At 35.0% G+C, this 20,180-nt stretch carries 15 protein-coding genes; 6 read left to right on the plus strand and 9 right to left on the minus strand.

The genetic code is table 11. The annotated features are described in order from the left end of the window. Positions 1–59: 59 nt before the first annotated feature. From FYC62_RS16855 to FYC62_RS16865, 3 genes are all read left to right on the plus strand, one after another. The gene (locus FYC62_RS16855) at positions 60–1,211 is read left to right on the plus strand and encodes an McrB family protein (RefSeq protein ID WP_149075788.1); all 1,152 of its coding nucleotides are present in this window, start codon (positions 60–62) and stop codon (positions 1,209–1,211) included. A gap of 10 nt (positions 1,212–1,221) precedes the next feature. Continuing rightward, positions 1,222–2,523 carry an McrC family protein gene (locus tag FYC62_RS16860; RefSeq protein WP_149075789.1) on the plus strand — a complete coding sequence of 434 codons (1,302 nt, stop codon included), beginning with the start codon at positions 1,222–1,224 and terminating at the stop codon, positions 2,521–2,523. A 171-nt stretch (positions 2,524–2,694) separates the two neighbouring features. Continuing rightward, positions 2,695–5,187, plus strand: coding sequence for a cation-translocating P-type ATPase (locus FYC62_RS16865; RefSeq protein ID WP_149075790.1), 2,493 nt, complete (start codon positions 2,695–2,697; stop codon positions 5,185–5,187). Positions 5,188–7,983: 2,796 nt separating this feature from the next. Here FYC62_RS16865 and FYC62_RS16870 read toward each other — a convergent pair. From FYC62_RS16870 to FYC62_RS16905, 8 genes are all read right to left on the minus strand, one after another. Next, positions 7,984–9,273: a 4Fe-4S binding protein gene (locus tag FYC62_RS16870; protein WP_149075791.1), complete on the minus strand. Its 1,290-nt coding sequence runs from the start codon at positions 9,271–9,273 to the stop codon at positions 7,984–7,986. 10 nt (positions 9,274–9,283) lie between these two features. Next, on the minus strand, positions 9,284–10,606 hold the full coding sequence (locus FYC62_RS16875) for an NAD(P)/FAD-dependent oxidoreductase (RefSeq protein WP_149075792.1): 1,323 nt from the start codon (positions 10,604–10,606) through the stop codon (positions 9,284–9,286). Positions 10,607–10,636: 30 nt separating this feature from the next. Further along, on the minus strand, positions 10,637–11,407 hold the full coding sequence (locus FYC62_RS16880; RefSeq protein ID WP_168199470.1) for a DUF547 domain-containing protein: 771 nt from the start codon (positions 11,405–11,407) through the stop codon (positions 10,637–10,639). A gap of 99 nt (positions 11,408–11,506) precedes the next feature. Continuing rightward, positions 11,507–12,016 (minus strand): hypothetical protein, encoded by a 510-nt coding sequence (locus FYC62_RS16885; protein ID WP_149075794.1) that lies wholly within the window; start codon positions 12,014–12,016, stop codon positions 11,507–11,509. A gap of 49 nt (positions 12,017–12,065) precedes the next feature. Further along, entirely contained in the window at positions 12,066–12,800 is a 735-nt protein-coding gene (locus FYC62_RS16890) for an SDR family NAD(P)-dependent oxidoreductase (protein ID WP_149075795.1), read from the minus strand. Between the two features lie 14 nt (positions 12,801–12,814). Continuing rightward, positions 12,815–14,959, minus strand: a complete 2,145-nt coding sequence (locus FYC62_RS16895; protein ID WP_149075796.1) for a cation:proton antiporter — start codon at positions 14,957–14,959, stop codon at positions 12,815–12,817. A 71-nt stretch (positions 14,960–15,030) separates the two neighbouring features. Next, entirely contained in the window at positions 15,031–16,107 is a 1,077-nt protein-coding gene (locus FYC62_RS16900) for a putative type IX sorting system protein PorV2 (RefSeq protein ID WP_149075797.1), read from the minus strand. Next, on the minus strand, positions 16,100–16,777 hold the full coding sequence (locus FYC62_RS16905; protein ID WP_149075798.1) for an ACP phosphodiesterase: 678 nt from the start codon (positions 16,775–16,777) through the stop codon (positions 16,100–16,102). Before FYC62_RS16905 ends, FYC62_RS16900 begins: the two co-directional genes overlap by 8 nt. 78 nt (positions 16,778–16,855) lie before the next feature. Between FYC62_RS16905 and tyrS the strand changes: the two genes are divergently transcribed. The 3 genes from tyrS to FYC62_RS16920 are packed head-to-tail and all read left to right on the plus strand — an operon-like array spanning position 16,856 to position 19,133. Then, positions 16,856–18,139 (plus strand): tyrosine--tRNA ligase, encoded by a 1,284-nt coding sequence (gene tyrS / locus FYC62_RS16910; RefSeq protein ID WP_149075799.1) that lies wholly within the window; start codon positions 16,856–16,858, stop codon positions 18,137–18,139. A 50-nt stretch (positions 18,140–18,189) separates the two neighbouring features. Continuing rightward, complete coding sequence (parS, locus tag FYC62_RS16915; protein ID WP_149075800.1) at positions 18,190–18,681, plus strand: type II RES/Xre toxin-antitoxin system antitoxin; 492 nt, start codon at positions 18,190–18,192, stop codon at positions 18,679–18,681. A gap of 2 nt (positions 18,682–18,683) precedes the next feature. After that, positions 18,684–19,133 carry an RES family NAD+ phosphorylase gene (locus tag FYC62_RS16920; protein ID WP_149075801.1) on the plus strand — a complete coding sequence of 150 codons (450 nt, stop codon included), beginning with the start codon at positions 18,684–18,686 and terminating at the stop codon, positions 19,131–19,133. On the opposite strand, the gene FYC62_RS16925 is transcribed toward FYC62_RS16920, so the two are convergent. Next, on the minus strand, positions 19,130–20,113 hold the full coding sequence (locus FYC62_RS16925; protein WP_149075802.1) for an acyl transferase: 984 nt from the start codon (positions 20,111–20,113) through the stop codon (positions 19,130–19,132). The genes FYC62_RS16920 and FYC62_RS16925 overlap by 4 nt on opposite strands. Between the last annotated feature and the right edge of the window lie 67 nt (positions 20,114–20,180).

Below are 20,180 nucleotides of genomic sequence, written 5' to 3' on the forward strand. Positions count from 1 at the left end.
GGTATTTAAAAGAATATTTTGAAAAAGAGAGACAATTAACTCAAAAAAATGAAGCTTATATGCAAAAATATATTGACTTGCTTTTGAACAATAAGAATTTAATTCTTACAGGAGCACCAGGGACAGGTAAAACATATTTAGCAAAAGAAATTGCTAAAGCATTAAATGCAGTAACTGAATTTGTTCAGTTCCATCCTTCATACGATTATACGGATTTTGTTGAAGGTTTAAGACCAACCGCACCTGACGATAATGGTAATATTGGATTTGGAAGAAAAGATGGAGCTTTTAAAGAGTTTTGTCGTAAAGCACTAAAAGCAAATACGACCAATAAAGTTGATAATTTTGACGAAACGTGGGATAAACTGCTTGTTTTAGTAAAAGATAATTTAGCAAGTGGTCAGTTAACAAAAATTGGTTCTTGGGATTTTAGCCTTTCAACTAAGGATTCTCTCAAATATTCGTCAACAAATACTCCATCTCAATATAATTTTACAATTACCAAGCAAAATGTTTATGACGCATACCAAAATAAAAAAGCAAGACCTTCTGGGGCTTTTCAAAAAGATATGGAGGATGTTGTTGAATACATGAAAGAAAATTTTCAATTAAAAGATTATCAAGAAGGAACAATATTACAAGAGGCTGAAAATAACTTTTTTGTTTTCATTATTGATGAGATTAATAGAGCAGAAATATCAAAGGTTTTCGGTGAACTGTTTTTCTCAATAGATGCAGGATATAGAGGTGAAAAAGGGCGAGTAAAAACACAGTACACAAACCTTCAAAATGATGGAAATGATTTTAAAGAGGGGTTCTATATTCCAGAAAATGTTTATATTATAGGGACAATGAATGATATTGACCGTAGTGTCGAATCTTTTGATTTTGCAATGCGTAGGCGCTTTGCATGGAAAGAAATAAAAGCTATTGATAGAATTTCTATGTGGGATGGTGTAATTGATGATTGGAAAGATGAAGCTTTAAAAAGAATGTTATCACTAAATACAAAAATCGAATCAATTCAGGGTTTAAATTCTGCTTTTCATATTGGACCTGCATATTTTCTAAAACTTAAAAACTACGAAGGAAGTTTTGACCAGCTATGGGATAATCACTTAGAAGGCCTATTGTTTGAATATTTACGGGGCTTTCCTGACAGTGATTCACGATTAAATGAATTGAAAACGGCTTACGAAGGTGTCATTTAATCCTAAAGTAATGTTGATAACGACTGATAATAACTGCGGAAAGGATATTGAAAAGGATTTTTTGCCTGACCTTAATTTGATTGCTAATAAAAAGATAAGCGATTTGATTTTGGAGGACAATCCTAATTTGCTCATATTCCCAAACGATTTAAACCAAACTTGCGATAAAATTAGTGAGGAGCATATTTTTTCACTGGATGGTTCTATTCTGACAACTGGTAATATTATGGGTTTTGTTGGCATAAATAATACTGAGATTACTATTCATTCAAGATTTGCAAAAAATAACAATGACTATTTTTTGCATTATATGCTTCAAAAAGTATTTTCAATTAACCTATTTGATTTGAAACATGGTATTAATAATGAATCAGTATTTGATTTTCTGTTATATATGTTTCCATTCTATTTGAAAAAAGCCTTAAGACAAGGTTTATATAAAGAGTATCACAAACAAAATTATAATGATTCAAATGTTAGAGGAACAATTGATATAAATCGGCATTTAAGAAAGAATATTCCTTTTATTGGAAGTATTGCTTATCGCGTTCGAGAACATAGTTTTGATAATAAAATCACGCAATTAATTAGGCATACAATTGAATTTATAAAACAGCACAAGTATACACAAGGTATTTTAAATCTCGATTTAGAAACGCAAACTTTTGTAAATCAAATACTTCAAGTTACGCCAAGTTATGAATACGGACAGAGAATCTCTATTGTAAATAAGAACCTAAAACCTTTTTCTCATCCCTATTATTTTGAGTATAAATCATTAAAAAAGATTTGCATGCAAATCTTGAGGTATGAAGGTTTAAAATATGGAAAGGAAAAGGATAAAGTTTATGGATTACTCTTTGATGGTGCATGGTTATGGGAAGAGTATCTCAATACTTTTTTAATTAAGTGCGGGTTTAATCATCCGCAAAATAAAAGTTCAAAAGGAGCAATATATTTGTTTAAAAATTTAATTGGGAAAAGATTTCCTGACTTTTGGAAAGAAAATTTCATATTGGATGCTAAATATAAAAGGTTAGCAGGAAAAAAAGCTGAAAATATTGACAGAAATGATATGAACCAAATAATTTCATACATGTATGTTAAAACGGCTCAAATAGGCGGTTTTATATGTCCTTCTGACGATGATGAATTTAGAGCAGAGAAAACAAATATTGGACAACTAAATGGTTACGATGGAGAAGTAAGTATTTGGACACTTTCTATTCCTCAGCAGACTAGTAGTTTTTTTGATTTTTGTAGTAAAATGAAAGAAAACGAAAAACTAATGATTGATATACTTGAAAGATAAACTAAAAGCATATACATCTTTAACGTTTTAACAACACTTTCCGTTTTGTAAAAACAACTCAGTCTATAAGTTAACAAATAGAAAAGAAATCATTTATAAACCTCTACAAGATTAATCACTATATTTAATCATCACAACCAAAACATTAGAGATACTCATATTCACCCCCTCATGACTCCCAATAACCCATTTCAAATCTCAGGTTTAAGTACAGAAGAAGTACTGCAATCAAGATTGAGCCATGGTGATAATAAGGTCGTTTATAAAAAGCAAAATAGTTTTGTAACCTCTTTAGTCGGCTTGGTAAAAGAACCTATGGTGATTTTACTTTTTGCGGCTTCTTTCATATACCTCATCAGTGGCGAGCCTGAGGACGCCCTATTTCTTGCCGTAGCTATTGTGCTTGTTGCTACCATTTCTATTTATCAAGATTATAGAAGTAAAACAGCTTTAGAAAAGCTCAAAGAGTTTACACAGCCGGTTTGCAAGGTTGTCAGAGATGGTGAAATTATCGCTATAAAAACCGAAGATTTGGTTATTGGAGATTTTTTAATTGCCGAGGAAGGCACTACCATTACCGCAGATGGTATGATGGTGAAAGGGAATGATTTTTCTGTGAATGAAGCGGTACTTACCGGAGAGTCTTTTGCCGTTTTTAAAAATCATAAAGACAATAGGGAGCTTTATCAGGGCTCCCAGGTGGCAAGTGGTATGGCTTTAATACAAGTTACGGCTATTGGGAAAGCTACTAAATTGGGTAAAATAGGGAAAAGCCTTGGCGATATCGAAGAAGAAAAAACACCTCTAGAAATACAGATTGGCTATTTTGTTAAGAGGATGGTGATTATTGGCGCCCTTGTATTTGCGATTGTTTGGGCTTTAAATTATCTAAAATCTTACAACCTGCCAGATAGCTTATTGAAAGCTTTAACCCTAGCTATGAGTATTTTGCCAGAAGAAATACCGGTAGCATTTGTGACTTTTATGGCCTTAGGTGCTTGGCGATTGATGAAAATGGGTGTTGTGGTAAAGCAAATGAAAACCGTAGAAACTTTGGGTAGCGCAACAGTGATTTGTACAGATAAAACAGGTACACTTACAGAAAATAAAATGGCTTTAGCCCGATTATTTTTATTGAGCGCTAATCAGGTAAGTACTTTTCAAGAAGATGTTAAGCCAGAGGAAAAAAATCTGATAGAAGTAGCTATGTGGGCTAGTGAGCCTAATCCCTTCGACCCGATGGAAATTGCCCTTCATCAAGCCTATAAAAAAGCTACGGATAGCGATAAAAGACCCGATTTTCAGATGTATCATGAGTATCCGCTAGGAGGTAAGCCACCTATGATGACACATGTTTTTGAAAATCAACAAAAAGAAAGAATAATTGCTGCAAAAGGTGCACCGGAAGCTATTATAGCCGTTTGTCAGCTTACCGAGGATGAAAAGAATAGCATCCAAAAAGCAATAGCAGAAATGGCTTTTGAAGGTTTTAGGGTATTAGGTGTAGCAAAGTCTGATTTTAGGGGCGATGATTTTCCTCAACAACAGCAAGATTTTGATTTTCAGTTTGTAGGGTTGGTTGCCTTTTATGACCCACCAAAAAATAATATCTCTGAAGTGCTTCATGGTTTCTATCAAGCGGGTATAAAAGTGAAAATTGTAACGGGCGATAATGCTTTAACAACTAAAGCTATAGCTAAAGAAATTGATTTTAAAGGTTACGATAAAGGTATAAGTGGCGATGAATTGATGCAGTTAAATGATGAAGAGCTTGTAAAAGCTGTACAAGAAAATGCAGTTTTCACCAGGATGTTTCCAGAGGCTAAACTCAAAATCATTAATGCCTTAAAAAGTAATCAGGAAATTGTAGCCATGACAGGCGATGGCGTTAACGATGGTCCGGCTTTAAAAGCATCTCATATCGGTATCGCTATGGGTAAAAAAGGAACTGAAATTGCGAAACAGGCAGCTTCTTTAATTTTAGTTGAAGATGATTTATCTAAGATGTTAGATGCCATAGCCATGGGTAGAAGAATTTATACCAATTTAAAAAAGGCTATTCAGTATATCATTTCGATACATATTCCTATTATTTTAACGGTTTTTATTCCTCTAGCTTTAGGATGGTTGTATCCAAATATATTTTCCCCTATTCATGTGATTTTTCTTGAGCTGATTATGGGGCCAACTTGCTCTATCATATATGAGAATGAACCTATAGAGCAAAACAGCATGTTGCAAGCGCCAAGACCATTTACAGTAAGTTTCTTTAATGGTAAAGAGTTATTTACGAGTGTGATACAAGGTTTAGCCATTACAGCCGGAACTTTGTTTGTTTATCAATACGCTATTCATCAGCAGCTATCAGAAGAGCTTTGTAGGACGATGGTTTTTACAACCCTTATTTTCGCTAATATCTTCTTAACCTTAGCTAATCGCTCTTTTTATTATAGCATTTTTACCACGCTATTTTATAAAAATTCATTAGTCTCTGTTATAATTGCAATCACACTAGTTATTTTATTTGCCTTACTTTATATCCCTGCTTTTACAAATTTCTTCGAGTTTGAAAGCTTAGGTGTAACTCAATTATTGCTTGCTTTTGTTGTAGGTTTTATAAGTGTTATTTGGTTTGAGGTAGTGAAATGGTGGAAGAGGTCTTGATATTTTAAAATTAGCTATTACGCAGAAGGCTTTCCAACCCTAGCCGGGTAGTGGCTTCTTTCTTCTTGTAATAGCTTTTTCGCACAAGGCTTTCCGGCCTCATAGGCGGCCAACCCTATTTACTTTTTTCTTGATAAAAAAGTGCCCAAAAAACGAGGAACGAGTTCATGAATACCTAAGAAAGCCATAACCAAAAAATGAATAAATCCTGCCTACCGGCAGGCAGGCAAGGCTATTGAATATTTGTCGTTCCGTCTAAATAAATCTTCATTCACAATCCTGAGTGGTGTGAATGTTTTTGCTTGATGAAAGTATCTACAACACCCGTCGGATTGTTTTCCGCTAGTTCTCTATGAAAGTTTTTGCAAAAGATTTATTTGCCTTCACTTCCAAATCTTCATAGGCCGTCCTCGTTCTTCGGAAAGGCATATTTAATTTTCAAAGGAGCTTCCTAAATATCCACATTTCAGGTTCTTTATACTTTTGCCGTCTTGAAAGAAACAACCATTCATAAATAACAGTCTAAACCGAAGCGCATGGGCAACAATTAGTTATTCGTTACTAGTTGATTAGGTTGTTAGGCCGAAATATCTAATATTTAGGCATCTTTTTACTTTATACTTTTGACTTTTTACTTAAATAAAGCCTATAGCGAATGTGGTTTTGCGTTCGAGTTTACACTAACGTACAAAAACTATAACCTAGCAAAAATAAGCGCTCCTTGTTTTTGAGTGTGGGAGAGTCTTGTGCGGCAAAGGCTCCAGTGGGATTGTTCAGGACTTTTGGTTCCTTTTGGTCCCGCAAAAGGAACGAGCCCCGCCGGCGATAGAGGCGGGTAATTATTATCATTAAAAATTACTGAGCTAAGTGAAGCGTTTGGAAATGGCAATTTCGCACAAGGCTTTCCGGCCTCATAGGCGGCCAACCCTATTTACTTTTTTCTTGATAAAAAAGTAAACAAAAAATCAAGGCTATTGAATATTTGTCGTTCCGTCTAAATAAATCTTCATCCACAATCCTGAGTGGTGTGAATGTTTTTGCTTAATGAAAGTATTTACAACACCCGTCGGATTGTTTTCCGCTAGTTCTCTATGAAAGTTTTTGCAAAAGATTTATTTGACTCCATGTCCAAATCTTCATAGGCCGTCCTTCGTTCTTCGGAAAGATAAGTTTTATGTTCAAAGGCAGTTCCTAAAAATCTCAATTTTAGGTTCTTTATACTTTCTACACCCAGACAGGAACAACCATTCATAAAAAACAGGCTATCCCGAAGCGCATGAGCAATCCCCCAGAGCCGGAAAGGACGAAAAAACAGCAGCAGAAATTAAAAAATCTTGCACTTCCAAGCCTATAGCGAATGCGGTTTTGCGTTCGAGTTTGTAAAAACCTTCCTAAATCACTTGCTAGCAAAAATAAGCGCTCACTGTTTTTGAGTGTGGGTGAGTTTTGTGCGGCAAAGGCTCCAGCGGGATTGCTCAAGGGTTTTGATTACTTTTTTCCTCTAAAAAGTAATGGGCCCCGCCGGCTCTTGAGGCGGATAATTATTGTTTTATGGAGATTGTGAACTAATGGGCTATTACGCCCAAGGCTTCCCAACCCTAGCCGGGTAGTGGCTTCTTTCTTCTTGTAATAGCTTTTTCGCTCAAGGCTTTCCGGCCTCATAGGCGGCCAGCCCTAGGCACTTTTTTCTTAAAAAAAAGTTCCCAAAAATTCAAGGCTGATGAATATTTGTCGTTTCGTCTAAATAAATCTTCATCCACAATCCTGAGTGGTGTGAATGTTTTTGCTTGATGAAAGTATCTAAAACACCCGTCGGATTGTTTTCCGCTAGTTCTCTATGAAAGTTTTTGCAAAAGATTTATTTGACTCCATGTCCAAATCTTCATAGGCCGTCCTTCGTTCTTCGGAAAGATAAGTTTTATGTTCAAAGGCAGTTCCTAAAAATCTCAATTTTAGGTTCTTTATACTTTCTACACCCAGACAGGAACAACCATTCATAAAAAACAGGCTATCCCGAAGCGCATGAGCAATCCCCCAGAGCCGGAAAGGACGAAAAAACAGCAGCAGAAATTAAAAAATCTTGCACTTCCAAGCCTATAGCGAATGCGGTTTTGCGTTCGAGTTTGTAAAAACCTTCCTAAATCACTTGCTAGCAAAAATAAGCGCTCACTGTTTTTGAGTGTGGGTGAGTTTTGTGCGGCAAAGGCTCCAGCGGGATTGCTCAAGGGTTTTGATTACTTTTTTCCTCTAAAAAGTAATGGGCCCCGCCGGCTCTTGAGGCGGATAATTATTGTTTTATGGAGATTGTGAACTAATGGGCTATTACGCCCAAGGCTTCCCAACCCTAGCCGGGTAGTGGCTTCTTTCTTCTTGTAATAGCTTTTTCGCTCAAGGCTTTCCGGCCTCATAGGCGGCCAGCCCTAGGCACTTTTTTCTTAAAAAAAAGTTCCCAAAAATTCAAGGCTGATGAATATTTGTCGTTTCGTCTAAATAAATCTTCATCCACAATCCTGAGTGGTGTGAATGTTTTTGCTTGATGAAAGTATCTAAAACACCCGTCGGATTGTTTTCCGCTAGTTCTCTATGAAAGTTTTTGCAAAAGATTTATTTGACTTCGCTTCCAAATCTTCATAGGCCGTCCTTCGTTCTTCGGAAAGACATATTTAATTTTCAAAGGAACTTCCTAAAATATCTGCTCTTTAGGTTCTTTCTACTTTGTACTCAATACTTTTTACTTAAAAGTCAGTCCCTAAATATTCGTTTTTTAGGCTCTTTCTACTTTCTACTCAGTACTATTTACTTCTCGTCCCTCAAATTCTCTAAATTAAGAACACCTCTTGGGCAAACTGCCGAGCATACACCACAACCAACACAAGAAGCTCTGATGATATTTTCGCCTTTTTGTGCGTAAGCTCTTACATCAATACCCATTTCACAATAGGTAGAGCAATTGCCGCAAGAAATGCACTGTCCGCCGTTGGTAGTTATCCTAAATTTAGATTTAAATCTTTGAAATAAACCTAAAATAGCAGCCATTGGGCATCCAAACCTACACCAAACGCGATTTCCAAAAATGGGATAGAAGCCTGTACCAATAACTCCAGAGAAAATTGAGCCTATAAAAAAGCCATACCATTGGGAAAAATTGCCAGACCATGTGCCTAGTAAGCCACCTTCCCAAGCAGAATTAAGCCATAACATGATGGTGGTGATGATGATGAAAACTAAAACACCATGTACGGTATAGCGTTCTATTTTCCAAGCTTTTAAAGATTTATCAGAAAGTTGCCTGTAAGGGTCGCCCATAGTTTCTGCCAAACCTCCGCAGCCACAAACCCAAGAGCAATACCACCTTTTACCATACTTGTAGGTAAGTAAAGGTGTGGCAATAAAAGTCATGATAGCTCCCCAAAAAATCATGAAATAGCCCAAACCTCCAGAAGAAACTACGTAATTAATATCGTTTGGCCATAAATAGCCATATTTTAAAGGCCAGAAATAAGAGAAATAGAATTCAGGTTGATTAAACATCAGTAGCAATCCGGGTAAAACAAAGGCAAAACCCAACTGAAAAAACATCACCGAAAGGGTACGGATAATTTGATAGCGGTTATGTCTGTATTTTCCAATAAACCTAAATCCCATAACTAAAACCGCCAGCGTATATAAAGTTCCGTAAAGAAACCATTGGTCGGCAGCTTTATTTCTAAGCAGCCAGCTCAAAGGGTCACACATCCTGATTAAGCCTTCCAAATACTGCGGAAACCAATATAAAATGATGTAAAAACCAGTAAGAACTAGCCCTGTAAACCAAGCTAAGGCACCTCTGTTGGTCATCCCGTTTTTAAAGATGTTATTGTTTTTTATACCCGCTTCATGCTGAAAATATGGGTAGGCATAAACCAAAGTTCCGGCACTTATGAAACCTACAGATAGCCAAAAAAATAATACAGGTTGCGTAGCACCAGCACCAAAAGCAGCTATAATAGTAGCTAGTACGCCAAATGCCAAAAGAGCAATGCCTGTTTTTTGAAGTTTATTAGCTCCCGAACCATCGGTTACAGCCAAGGAAATATCTTTACTCATCTTTCTATCTTTACCAGATTAAAAACTTCTTTTTCTTTTTCACCGAAATTGCCATTTCAGGATAATCGGTATTAAATTTCTCTACAATTGCTAAGTAATGATTTTCAAAAAACTCTGGGTCAAAAAAACCTTTTTCTAATTCTTGCATAACGTTTTGTAAAGGCATTTCATTTTTTATCCAGTCGTTTGCTGTTTGTTGTCTAAAGCGCATCCCTAAAAAATTAAACCCGGTAACAGCTTTACTTGTTGCTTTAAAATTTATTCTACAAGCTATTTTTCCTTTCGGATGTTCCCAATAAAAGCTTTGTTCACCTTCCAAAGGTTTGTTAAACATGTAGCCATAGGTTTGATACTCTATATCCAGAAACTTGGCCGAGTTAAACCAAACACCTCTTTCATAGGCCCTTTTATCACCACAAATATTTTGCGCTAAAGTTTCGGCTTGCATTTTACCGGTATACCAAAGTTGTTCTACCGCAGGGTGTAAGTTTTTAGGGTGTCTAAATTGCGCACAATCTCCAAGGGCATAAATATCAGGATGGTTAGTTTCTAGATATTCATTTATCAGAACACCTCTATCGGTTTCAATTTCGCTATTTTGAAGGAAATTTATATTGGGGTTTACCCCGATGGTTAAGCCTACAAACTGACAAGCTATTTCTATACCATCATGAGTTATTACGGCTTTCACTTTGCCATTTTCATCGCCAATAATTTCTTTTAATTGTGTGTTTGTATGTAAATGGATGTGATGAGCAGCTATATGATTATTGATTAAACTGGCTTCTTCTTTGGGTAATACACTATTCCAATAATATTGTTCTCTTATTAAAAAATGTACATTGATATTTCTAGAACGTAGCATTTCTGCCATTTCTATCCCAATTAAACCACCACCTACAATAACGGCATCAGTAATGTCTTTGGTGTTTTCTTCCATCAAATCTACATCTTGTTTGCTATATAAACCTTGCACACCTTTTAAATTTACACCAGGCCATTCTAGCGTTTTAGGAGTAGAGCCTGTTGCAATTACCAGCTTATCAAAAGTTATCATTCTACCATCTTCAAGCTGTAATTGTTTTTGTTTGGCCTGTACTTGTGCAACTTTGGCAAATAGTAAATCAATACGGTTTTTGTCCCAAAACCAATCTTCATAGGGTTTGGTATGCTCGTATTTCATGTGCCCCATGTAGATATACATTAAGGCCGTACGAGAGAAAAAGTGTTCTGTTTCTGATGAAATGACCAATATTTCGTGGTTACTAAGCTTGCGGATATGCCGGGCTGTAGTAATGCCACTGATACCATTACCAATGATAACAATTTTCATGTTGGATGATTTATGGATACAAGCTACAAATTATTTGTCATTCAAAGACCAATTGTAATTGATGTAGTTTAATGGCGTATTTTCTTTGATTTTTAACTTCGCATATTTGTTAACGAAAGCTGCAACACTTCCTTCTGCTTTAACAAAATCTACTTTATACCAATTAAAAATATTAGATAATTGAGCCTTTGCGGGAGATATTTTATTAAACTCTGTATCATTTAAAAATGCTGAAGTATTTGCATTTAAAAGACTTTCTACGTTATCTGCTGTGTAAGCTTTGTTTAATAATTTAGGGCAAGATATTGCCGCACAGTTTACCGCAAAATGTACCCTGGCATCGTCTAATTCCTCAATTAGTTTTACCTTCTCTATTTCATTTAAAGTATAGCTTTTCCCTGCAAAAGTATAAGGTAGTTTTTGGTCCCAAACTTTCCCTCCAGAAATATCCATGATAGATTTTACTGGGTAATTTCTTAGGATTTGATCTATAGTTGCGGCATTATAAATGTTTATCCAAAAAGCCAATTGCTCATCTTTAGATAAAGTGTTAAGCTTAACATTTGCTAATGATTTTAAATACTGCTGTAAGGTTAATTTATCTTTCAAAAAAGCTTTATAATTAACCACACCAGCACCATTTACATAGGTATTTAAGAGTTTATTTAAAACAGCATGGTTTGGTTTTGCAGTTTGCGAGGCCTCTAAACTTGAGCTTAATCCTATTCTAGTACTGCTTTTTGCTATAACCTGAGGAACTGCAAAAGAAGCTAGCATGAAAGCTGCGACATACTTTTTCATTTTATACATACTTTAAATACGGTTGAAGATGCGGATAAGTTTTTTACTCTAGTTGATTATAGCGTTAAAATATGTTAAATGAAATGTTGAGGTTGTTAACTACTTAAAATCAGCTCTTTGATAAGCGCCTGGCGATGCATGGTCTCCGGCTTCAAAATCAAAATAGACAACCTTTATCCCCGAGATTTCTGTGATAGAAAAGGTGCTTTCTGCTAAAAATATTCTTGCCCCTAAAGAACCGCTAGACTGTGTTAAATAAAAAGCATTGGGGATGTTTACATAAGCAGTATCATTACTTTTTCTCTTCCATACCAATTGGTTTTCAGGATACTTTTTGTTGATAATTTGTATCACATTTTTGGCATCTAAGTTTTGTGTAGATACCTGAAGATTTCTTTTTAAGGAGATATTCAAGGTAACAGTATCAACCTCTGCAAGCCAAGGCAGCTCTTTAAGTTCTACATAGGTAGTGGTAGTTTCTGTTGTTGTAGATGAAACATCAGAACTTACGCTATCTGCCACGTCTTGCGTTTCTTGTTTATTATCTCTTACACAAGATGCAAGTGTAACAATAAATATTAATGTAGCATATAATTTAAAATTTTTCATGATGTTTTGTTTTTACAAGAGCCACAATATTGCTGCCAATAAAACTTATTTAAGGTGTTGCCAAAGCAACCGGAAGAACTTTACCGTTAAAAAATTTATGTCCGGTTAAGGCAAAATCTGCAACGTACTTACCCATTTCATAAGCTTGTACCGGAGATTGGTAACCCGGAAATGCTTTTTCTAGCATTTCTGTTTGTGCCGAGCCTAGCGCTAAACAATTTACACTTATTTTCTCTTCGCTCAATTCTTGCGCTAAACATTCTGTTAAATTATGCAAAGCAGCCTTACTAGCTGAATATGCTGCCAAGCCCGGGAATTTTGAACTTCCTAAATAACCACCCATCGAGCCAATATTGAGGATATGAGCATTAGGCTGTAAAAAGGGTAAGCAAGTTTGTATCATCCTAAAATGACCCATTACATTAGATTGGAACATTTCTGCCATATCTAATTCGCTAAGCTCTTTAAAAGGTTTATTAATTAAAGCTCCTGCGTTATTAATAAGGATATTGAAGCTTCCCCATCTTTGTTGAATAAATTGGGTTAAACCCTGATAATCATCATTTACGATATCAAAAACAATAGGATATAAAACAGCATCAGGATTTAAGCTGAGCGTAATTTTCTGCAAATTTTGCAACTTTTCTTTAGAGCGTGATAATGCAATTACTTGATGACCTTTAATAGCCAATTCTATAACGGCTTCAAAACCAATGCCACTGCTTGCGCCTGTAATGATGATTTTTTGTGGCAATTGCTCGTCTGTTAATGATGTAGTTTGCATAAAAATGTGATGGTTTATTTTTTAAAGATGGTTCTGATACCTTTCTTAATCTTGTTAACTTTTTGTACTCCTTTGATGAATAATTCGGCATTCATGTCACTATACTCGGTGTACTTATTGTCTGATGTTTTAACTGAAGGATATATCAATAAAATATTATGGTCATTGATATCTTTATTCAAGGTAGAATTTAAATTATCTAACATAGAATGATAAGAGATTGAACCCTTACGGGCAGATACAAATATCATCAAATGATCAAAAGGAGCATTACTTAACAATTGTGGGTATTGATTAAAGTCTAATAAATTTAGACTGTAAGCAGTTTTACTTTTTGCCATTTTGGTATATTTGATAATGGCTTTTTGTGTTTCTGCTACAGCGTGAAAATCAATCATGACACTAAGCTCATTTGCTAATTTCAAAATTTTATCCATCCAGTAAGCAAAACCATCTTCTAGCTCTGTTAAAGGCGGACAAACCAATACAATTTTTTTGCTGGTGTTTAGTGGTTTTACAAAATCGCAAAAGAAAATTGTTTTAGTTGTAGCATTGATGATAGCTTCAGATTTTGGTCCAAAAATTTTATCAAGAAAGGTTTCTTTATGTGGCCAACCTAATATTAATGTGCTAGCCAAAATTTCTTTTGATATTCTTGTTATACCATCTGATATATTGATATCTATGGTTGCAATAGGATTAACCCCCGTTTCTGTAGCTGATGCGTATTTTACAAAATCTTCTAGTTTGCGTTTAACTTGGATGATATTGGTCTCCGCATCTTTATCATTACTTACTATAGATAAAATATTAAGCGGATAAGGCGATTTTTTATCTTTTATGAGGACTGTAAAATCAACAATAGGTTCTAGCTTATTAAAGTTTGAAACCGGAACCAAGATGTTTTCATAATAAACAACTTCTTCTGGTTCTTCCTTAAAATCGGGATTTTCTTGGTTTTGTACTATTTTTTTAACAGCACCTTCTGTTGCAAAAGAAGCAACCACACAGGTTACCAATATTAAAATAATAGTACCGTTAAGGATATTTTCATCCAGAATATTAGCTTTATAACCTACTAAAATTACCGCTAAGGTTGCTGCGGCATGGGCACTACTTAATCCAAAGATTAATTGTCTTTGCTCTGCCTTATATTTAAAAGCAATTTGGGTAACAAAAGCTGCTAACCATTTACCTGCTAAAGCTACTATTGATAATGTGGCAGCCACAAATATGGCAGTATAGCCGCTTAAAATAACTCTTACATCTACCAGCATTCCCACACTTATTAAAAAGAAAGGGATAAATATGGCATTACCTACAAATTCTAACCTGTTCATCAAAGCTGATGAATGAGGAATAAGCCTGTTTAATGCTAAACCAGCCATAAATGCCCCAATAATTGGCTCTACACCTGCAACTTCTGCTAAGAAAGCTGATAAGAAGACTAAGGAAAGCACAAATACATAATTAGATGTTTTATCGCCATCCATACGGTTAAAAAACCACTTGGCAATACGAGGTAAAATCAAGAATATAATCAATAAAAATATGCTTAACGATATACCCAATTTCATCCAAAACTGTGTTGTTAAACCTCCGTTAGCAGAGCCTACAATGATAGCCAAGATAATTAAAACTGCAGTATCTGTTAAAATAGTGCCACCAACGGATATGGCTACGGCAGGGTTTTTAGTAACACCAAATTTAGTAACAATAGGGTAGGCCACTAAAGTATGGGTAGCAAACATACTGGCTATTAAAAAACTAGCATTTAAATCGTAACCTAAAATATAATAGCATGCTGGTAAGCCTAAAGCAATGGGAATGATAAAGGTGAAAAATCCGAAGCCTAAACTTTTAAACTGATTTTTCTTAAACTCGTTCATATCTAACTCTATACCAGCAATAAACATGATATATAATAAACCTATGGTAGAGAATAAATCAACTGCCGAGTTTTTAGCTAAAAGGTTAACACCATGTGGACCAATAACAACGCCAGACAAAATAAGCCCTATGGTGCCAGGTATTTTAAGTCTCCTAAGTAAAATAGGAGATAATAAAATGATGAATAAGATGAGTGAGAATATTAATACAGGATTTTGTAACGGCAGCTCAAATTCATGTATTAGGTGCTCAAAAAAGTCGATATTCATAGCCTCTAAGATAGGTAATAATAATAAAAGAGAATTATTATTTCTTAGGATTTGCCGCTTTTAAGATGTTTTTATCTCTCGAAATCTAAACGTAAAGAAAAAACATTGCTGTAAAGTGCGTCGCTTTGGTTGCCTACATTGGTTAAAGCATAATCAATAGAAAAATTCTTAATTCTAATACCTAAACCAATATTTGGTTGTATGCTATAGGTTTGTTTGCCTTCAAAATCGCTAATTTTTTGGATATTTCCAATGCCACTTCTAAGGTAAACGGTTTTTTTAAAATCGGCTTCTAGGCCAATGGTTGGGTCTATACTTACTGGGTCGGCAGAGAGCAGTACATTTCTTTGCCCATCTGTAGTTAAATTAAGATTGGTCTCTGTAGTCAATCCAAATTTATCTCCAAAAGCTTTATAATAGGCGGCGCCTAAAACAATTCTGGGTAAGGTAGTTTCGGTAGAGTTTTGCGGAATATCATTTCCCGTTGCGGTATATACACTTCCAAATTTATCTGGATTGTAGCTCCAAGCATTAAAAGTGGTGGTAATATCTCTGCCAACGGCAGAAAAAATGAAGTTATTTAATTTGTATTGAGCGCCAACATCAAAGCCAAAACCCCAAGATTTTCCGTATTCCCCAACCTTTCTATGGATAACTTTTACATTAGCACCATAGCTAAGGCCGTTTTCATCGCTTTGTCTTCCTCTGTGGTTGCGGGCATAGCTAAACATAAAAGCATAATCTGCCGCAGAGAAAGAACGTACCCTATCGTAATTGATGCTACCATCGGCGCTTATTAATTCTGAAGTATCAGGAATATCATCTACACCAAATCTTATGACAGATACGCCTACAACAGCAGTATTATCGGCAACAAAAGTTGCAAAGCCTGCATAGTCATACTTGGCAATTCCGGCAAAGTAAGAAGAGTGCATTAAACTGGCTTGCGCATTGGTTCTCATTCTGGTTAGGCCGGCAGGGTTCCAATAGCCTGCTGTTACATCATTTGCAGATGAAGCTACCGAGCCAGACATACCAAACGCTCTAGAGCCAATACCAATCTGTAAAAATTCATTAGAATATTTTCTAGTTTGGGCTTGTGCAAAAAATGGTATCGTTAAAAGTAAGATTAAGAAGCGTTTAGTCATCCAGTAATTGCCGTTCTATCTCGTCAAATATAATTATAAATTTTTCTTCGATATCAAAAATATAATCAATTAAAACTTGGGTAAGTTTATTTTCTTGCTCGGGATGAAGTGGGTTAGGCCATACCCGCATGAAAATCCTTTTCAAAGCATAACTAATATTTGCAACATCTATATAACTTTTAAGGTATTGCTCTTTCTTAAATAGCTCAAAAAATTTAAAAAATTTCTCTTGTTCTGGTGCATTGTTGAGGTTTAAAAAATCTGTTATATGATTTTTAGATACAGCATTTAAATGGAAATAAAGTTTTGCAGCATCTATTTTTTGATGTTTCAATAGCAAGTGGTCTAAAATTAGTTCTATGGCGATATGACCTGCAAAAAATGGTTTTATAGGCGTATCTTTTAATGTTTCTTTTATTTTTAACTTAAGTTGATGCTGATGTTCTAGAAAAAAGCTGGCATTATGAAATAGCTTATCTACATCAAGATGTTTTTTCCACCCTTTTAAAATGGCTATTTCATGTGGCTGTTTAAATTTGTCTTGGTCTTTTTCTGGAAAGATGTTACTGCTTTTATCTGCATTCTTTAATAAATCGGGCAAAATGCTCCCTAAAACTTCATAAGAATTGGTATTGTAACGGTCAAAATAATAGTGCGAAAGGAAATTCATCTTTAATAGTTAAACCAATTCTATCTAAATCTTATATTTGCCACCTTGTTAATATAGTAAAAATTTAAATCTTATAAGATGAATTTTGTTGAAGAATTACGCTGGAGAGGTCTTTTGCATGATATTATGCCCGGTACAGAGGAAGAATTGGCTAAAGGTATGGTTACTGGTTATATTGGTTTTGACCCCACTGCGGATTCTTTACATGTAGGTAGTTTGTCTCAAATATTTACTTTAGTACGTTTCCAACAAGCTGGACATAAGCCTTTAGCTTTGGTTGGTGGCGCAACTGGGATGATAGGCGACCCTACCGGTAAGTCTCAAGAACGTAACCTTTTATCAGAAGAAGATTTGCAAAAAAATCTTCAAGGTATACAAAAGCAATTAGAGCAATTTTTAGATTTTGATTGCGGCGCCAACAGTGCAGAAATTGTAAATAATTACGATTGGTTTAAAAACTACTCTTTTCTAGATTTCATCAGAGATGCTGGTAAGCATATCACTGTTAATTATATGATGGGAAAAGATTCTGTTAAAAAACGCTTAGAAAGTGAAGTGGGCATGTCTTTTACAGAGTTTACTTACCAATTGATACAAGGTTTTGATTTTTACCACCTTTGGAAAGAACGAGGTTGCCTGCTACAGATGGGCGGCTCAGACCAATGGGGTAATATTGTTACCGGTACCGAGTTTATTAGAAGAAAAGCAGGCGGACAAGCTTTTGCTTTAACATCTCCTTTAATTAAAAAATCAGACGGAACTAAATTTGGTAAAACCGAAGGCGGTAATATTTGGCTTGATGCTAAGAAAACCAGTCCGTATCAGTTTTACCAGTTTTGGTTAAATTCTTCTGATGAGGATGCTGCTAATTTTATTAAAATTTTTACTTTCTTCTCTAAACAAGAGGTAGATGATTTATTGGCACAGCATCAGCCAGCGCCTCATTTAAGGGTGTTGCAGAAAGCTTTGGCAGAAGATATTACCAGAAGAGTACACGGCGAAGCAGCTTTGCAAACAGCTATCAATACTACTGATTTTCTTTTTGGTAATGGTTCTTTAGATTTCTTGAAGGCTTTAAGTCATGAAGATGTTATTGGCGTTTTTGAAGGTATTCCACAATTTACAATAGCTAAAAGTTCTTTAGACGCTGGCGCTGATATTCTAACTTTGTTGGCAGAGGAAACTCAAATTTTTCCTTCTAAAGGCGAGGTCAGAAAAATGATTCAAGGTGGTGGCGTTTCTTTAAATAGAGAGAAAATTGCAGCTCCAGATGTTGTTGTAAATGCTTCATCCTTAATAAATAATAGCTTTTTAGTAGTGCAAAGGGGTAAGAAAAATTATTTCTTAATTATAGCATCTTAAATTTGTGAAATCAGACAAAATTTATATTTTTGTGTATAAATGTCTGTTTTATGGAAAATAATAAAGTTGAAGAACCCCTCATAGAATACTTAACACAACCGCAAGAAATGCTTCATGCGGTTGTGTCTTTACTTGGCGGCTTAAGTGTTTTAAACTTCAAAAAACCTATTTCCTCAGATTTTGATTTACTTGAGCTCACTAGAGCTGGTTTGCCTAAAAAAGCATTGGCTCATTTAATTAAATCTATTGCTTTTACTTTTCAAGAGTTGGCTGCTATAATGCATATTTCTGAGCGTACTTTACAACGTTTTGATGAAAACGCTTTAATAGATGCTGCATATTCAGAAAAAGCTATAGATTTAGCTCGTCTTTATGTAAGAGGTGAGCAAGTTTTTGGTTCTCTAGAGCGCTTTAAACTTTGGATGAAATCGCCTTCTTATGTTTTTAAAAATCAAACTCCAGCATCCTTTTTAGATACTTCTTTAGGTTTTGATTTAATTTCAAAAGAACTTGGTCGTATAGAGCATGGTTTATTTGCTTAATAATGGAGCTTTTTAGATTAGCCAATGCTAAATATATTGAGGATTTATCGGGTACAGGTGCCCGCTTATATGGCGGCAGGTGGAATAGTGTTGGCTCTCCGGCAGTTTATTTGGCTTCTTCAAAATCGTTGGCAGTTTTAGAGGTCTTGGTGCATTTAAATCCAGCGCTATTTCCGGATAATTTTTGCATGGCAAGTTTTGAAGTGCCTGATGATAGTTTTATAGCTTTACCTATGGATAAACTCCCGTTTGATTGGAAAAATAATCAGGAACAGCTTCTTAAGCGTTTTGGAGATGAGTTTATCCGGAAGAATGAATATTTGGGTTTAAAAGTCCCTTCTGCAATTGTTGATGATGAGTTTAATTATATCTTAAACCCAAATCATCCATACATCAATAAAGTGAAAATAAAATTGGTGAAGCCTTTTGTTTTTGATAATCGCTTGGTTTAGCCTATCAAAAGGTTGCATCCTCTGATATCACTATTGTCAAACCTTCCTAGTACTTCAAATGTGTTATCACTGTGGCATTTACCCAAATCTTGGGTTGCTATAAAAGAACAAGAATGTATATTGGCTAAATCTATCACGTTAATGCCGCCAGTTTTATTATTTTCTAAATAAGTTAAAGGGTCATTTATATCTCTTATTATAACTTTCATCCAAGGTGGGCATTCAAAAATTCCATCTCCTGTAGAGTAAGCCTGAGATAAAAGCTCTGTCATCCCGTATTCAGAATGAATATGTTGAACACCAAAACCATTACATAGCGTTTGGTGTAATTCTTCTCTTATCATCTCTTTTCTTTTGCCTTTCATTCCTCCAGTTTCCATAATAACTAAGTCTGGGAAATGTATTTGGTAAGCCTCAATAAAATCTAATAAAGCGTAGGTTACACCAATTAAAACTGTTTTTTGATTTTGCTTTCTTAACTTTTCCAGTTTATTGAAAAGCAACTCATGGTCATACAATAAGAAAGCGCTTTCTGGGTGTTGGCTTGTTTTAATCAAATCATCAATCATATAAATTAATGATGAACCTTCTCTTTCTAAATAATTAGGTAATAAAGCTAAAAAACAATATTCAGTAGCGGTGCCATAAAAAAGCTCAAAAGCTTTTTTATAGCTATCTTCATAATAGCTAACATCCTGTACAAAATGTTTGCTGGTAGAAATTCCGGTAGTACCAGAGCTACTAAAAACAATTTCTGATTCTTCATTTCTAGCTATGAGTTCATGTGTTTTAAAAAACGATATGGGTAAAAATGGGATGTCTTTATAATAATTTATAGATGACCAGTTTGGATTTAAATGATTTACAAACTCCTGATAAACAAGTATTTCTTTCATTTGAAACTGAAAAACTGCTAAAGCCAATTCATTGAATTGTTCCTCCGTTTCAATTTCAAAAATATGTTTCTTATTTATGTTCATGAGTTGCAAATATAAGCATTAGGCGTATGATGCTTTAGTTGTTAGTATAAAATTACAGAGGCACAAA

The sequence above is a fragment of the Pedobacter aquae genome (assembly GCF_008195825.1).
Taxonomy (GTDB): Bacteria; Bacteroidota; Bacteroidia; order Sphingobacteriales; family Sphingobacteriaceae; genus Pseudopedobacter; species Pseudopedobacter aquae.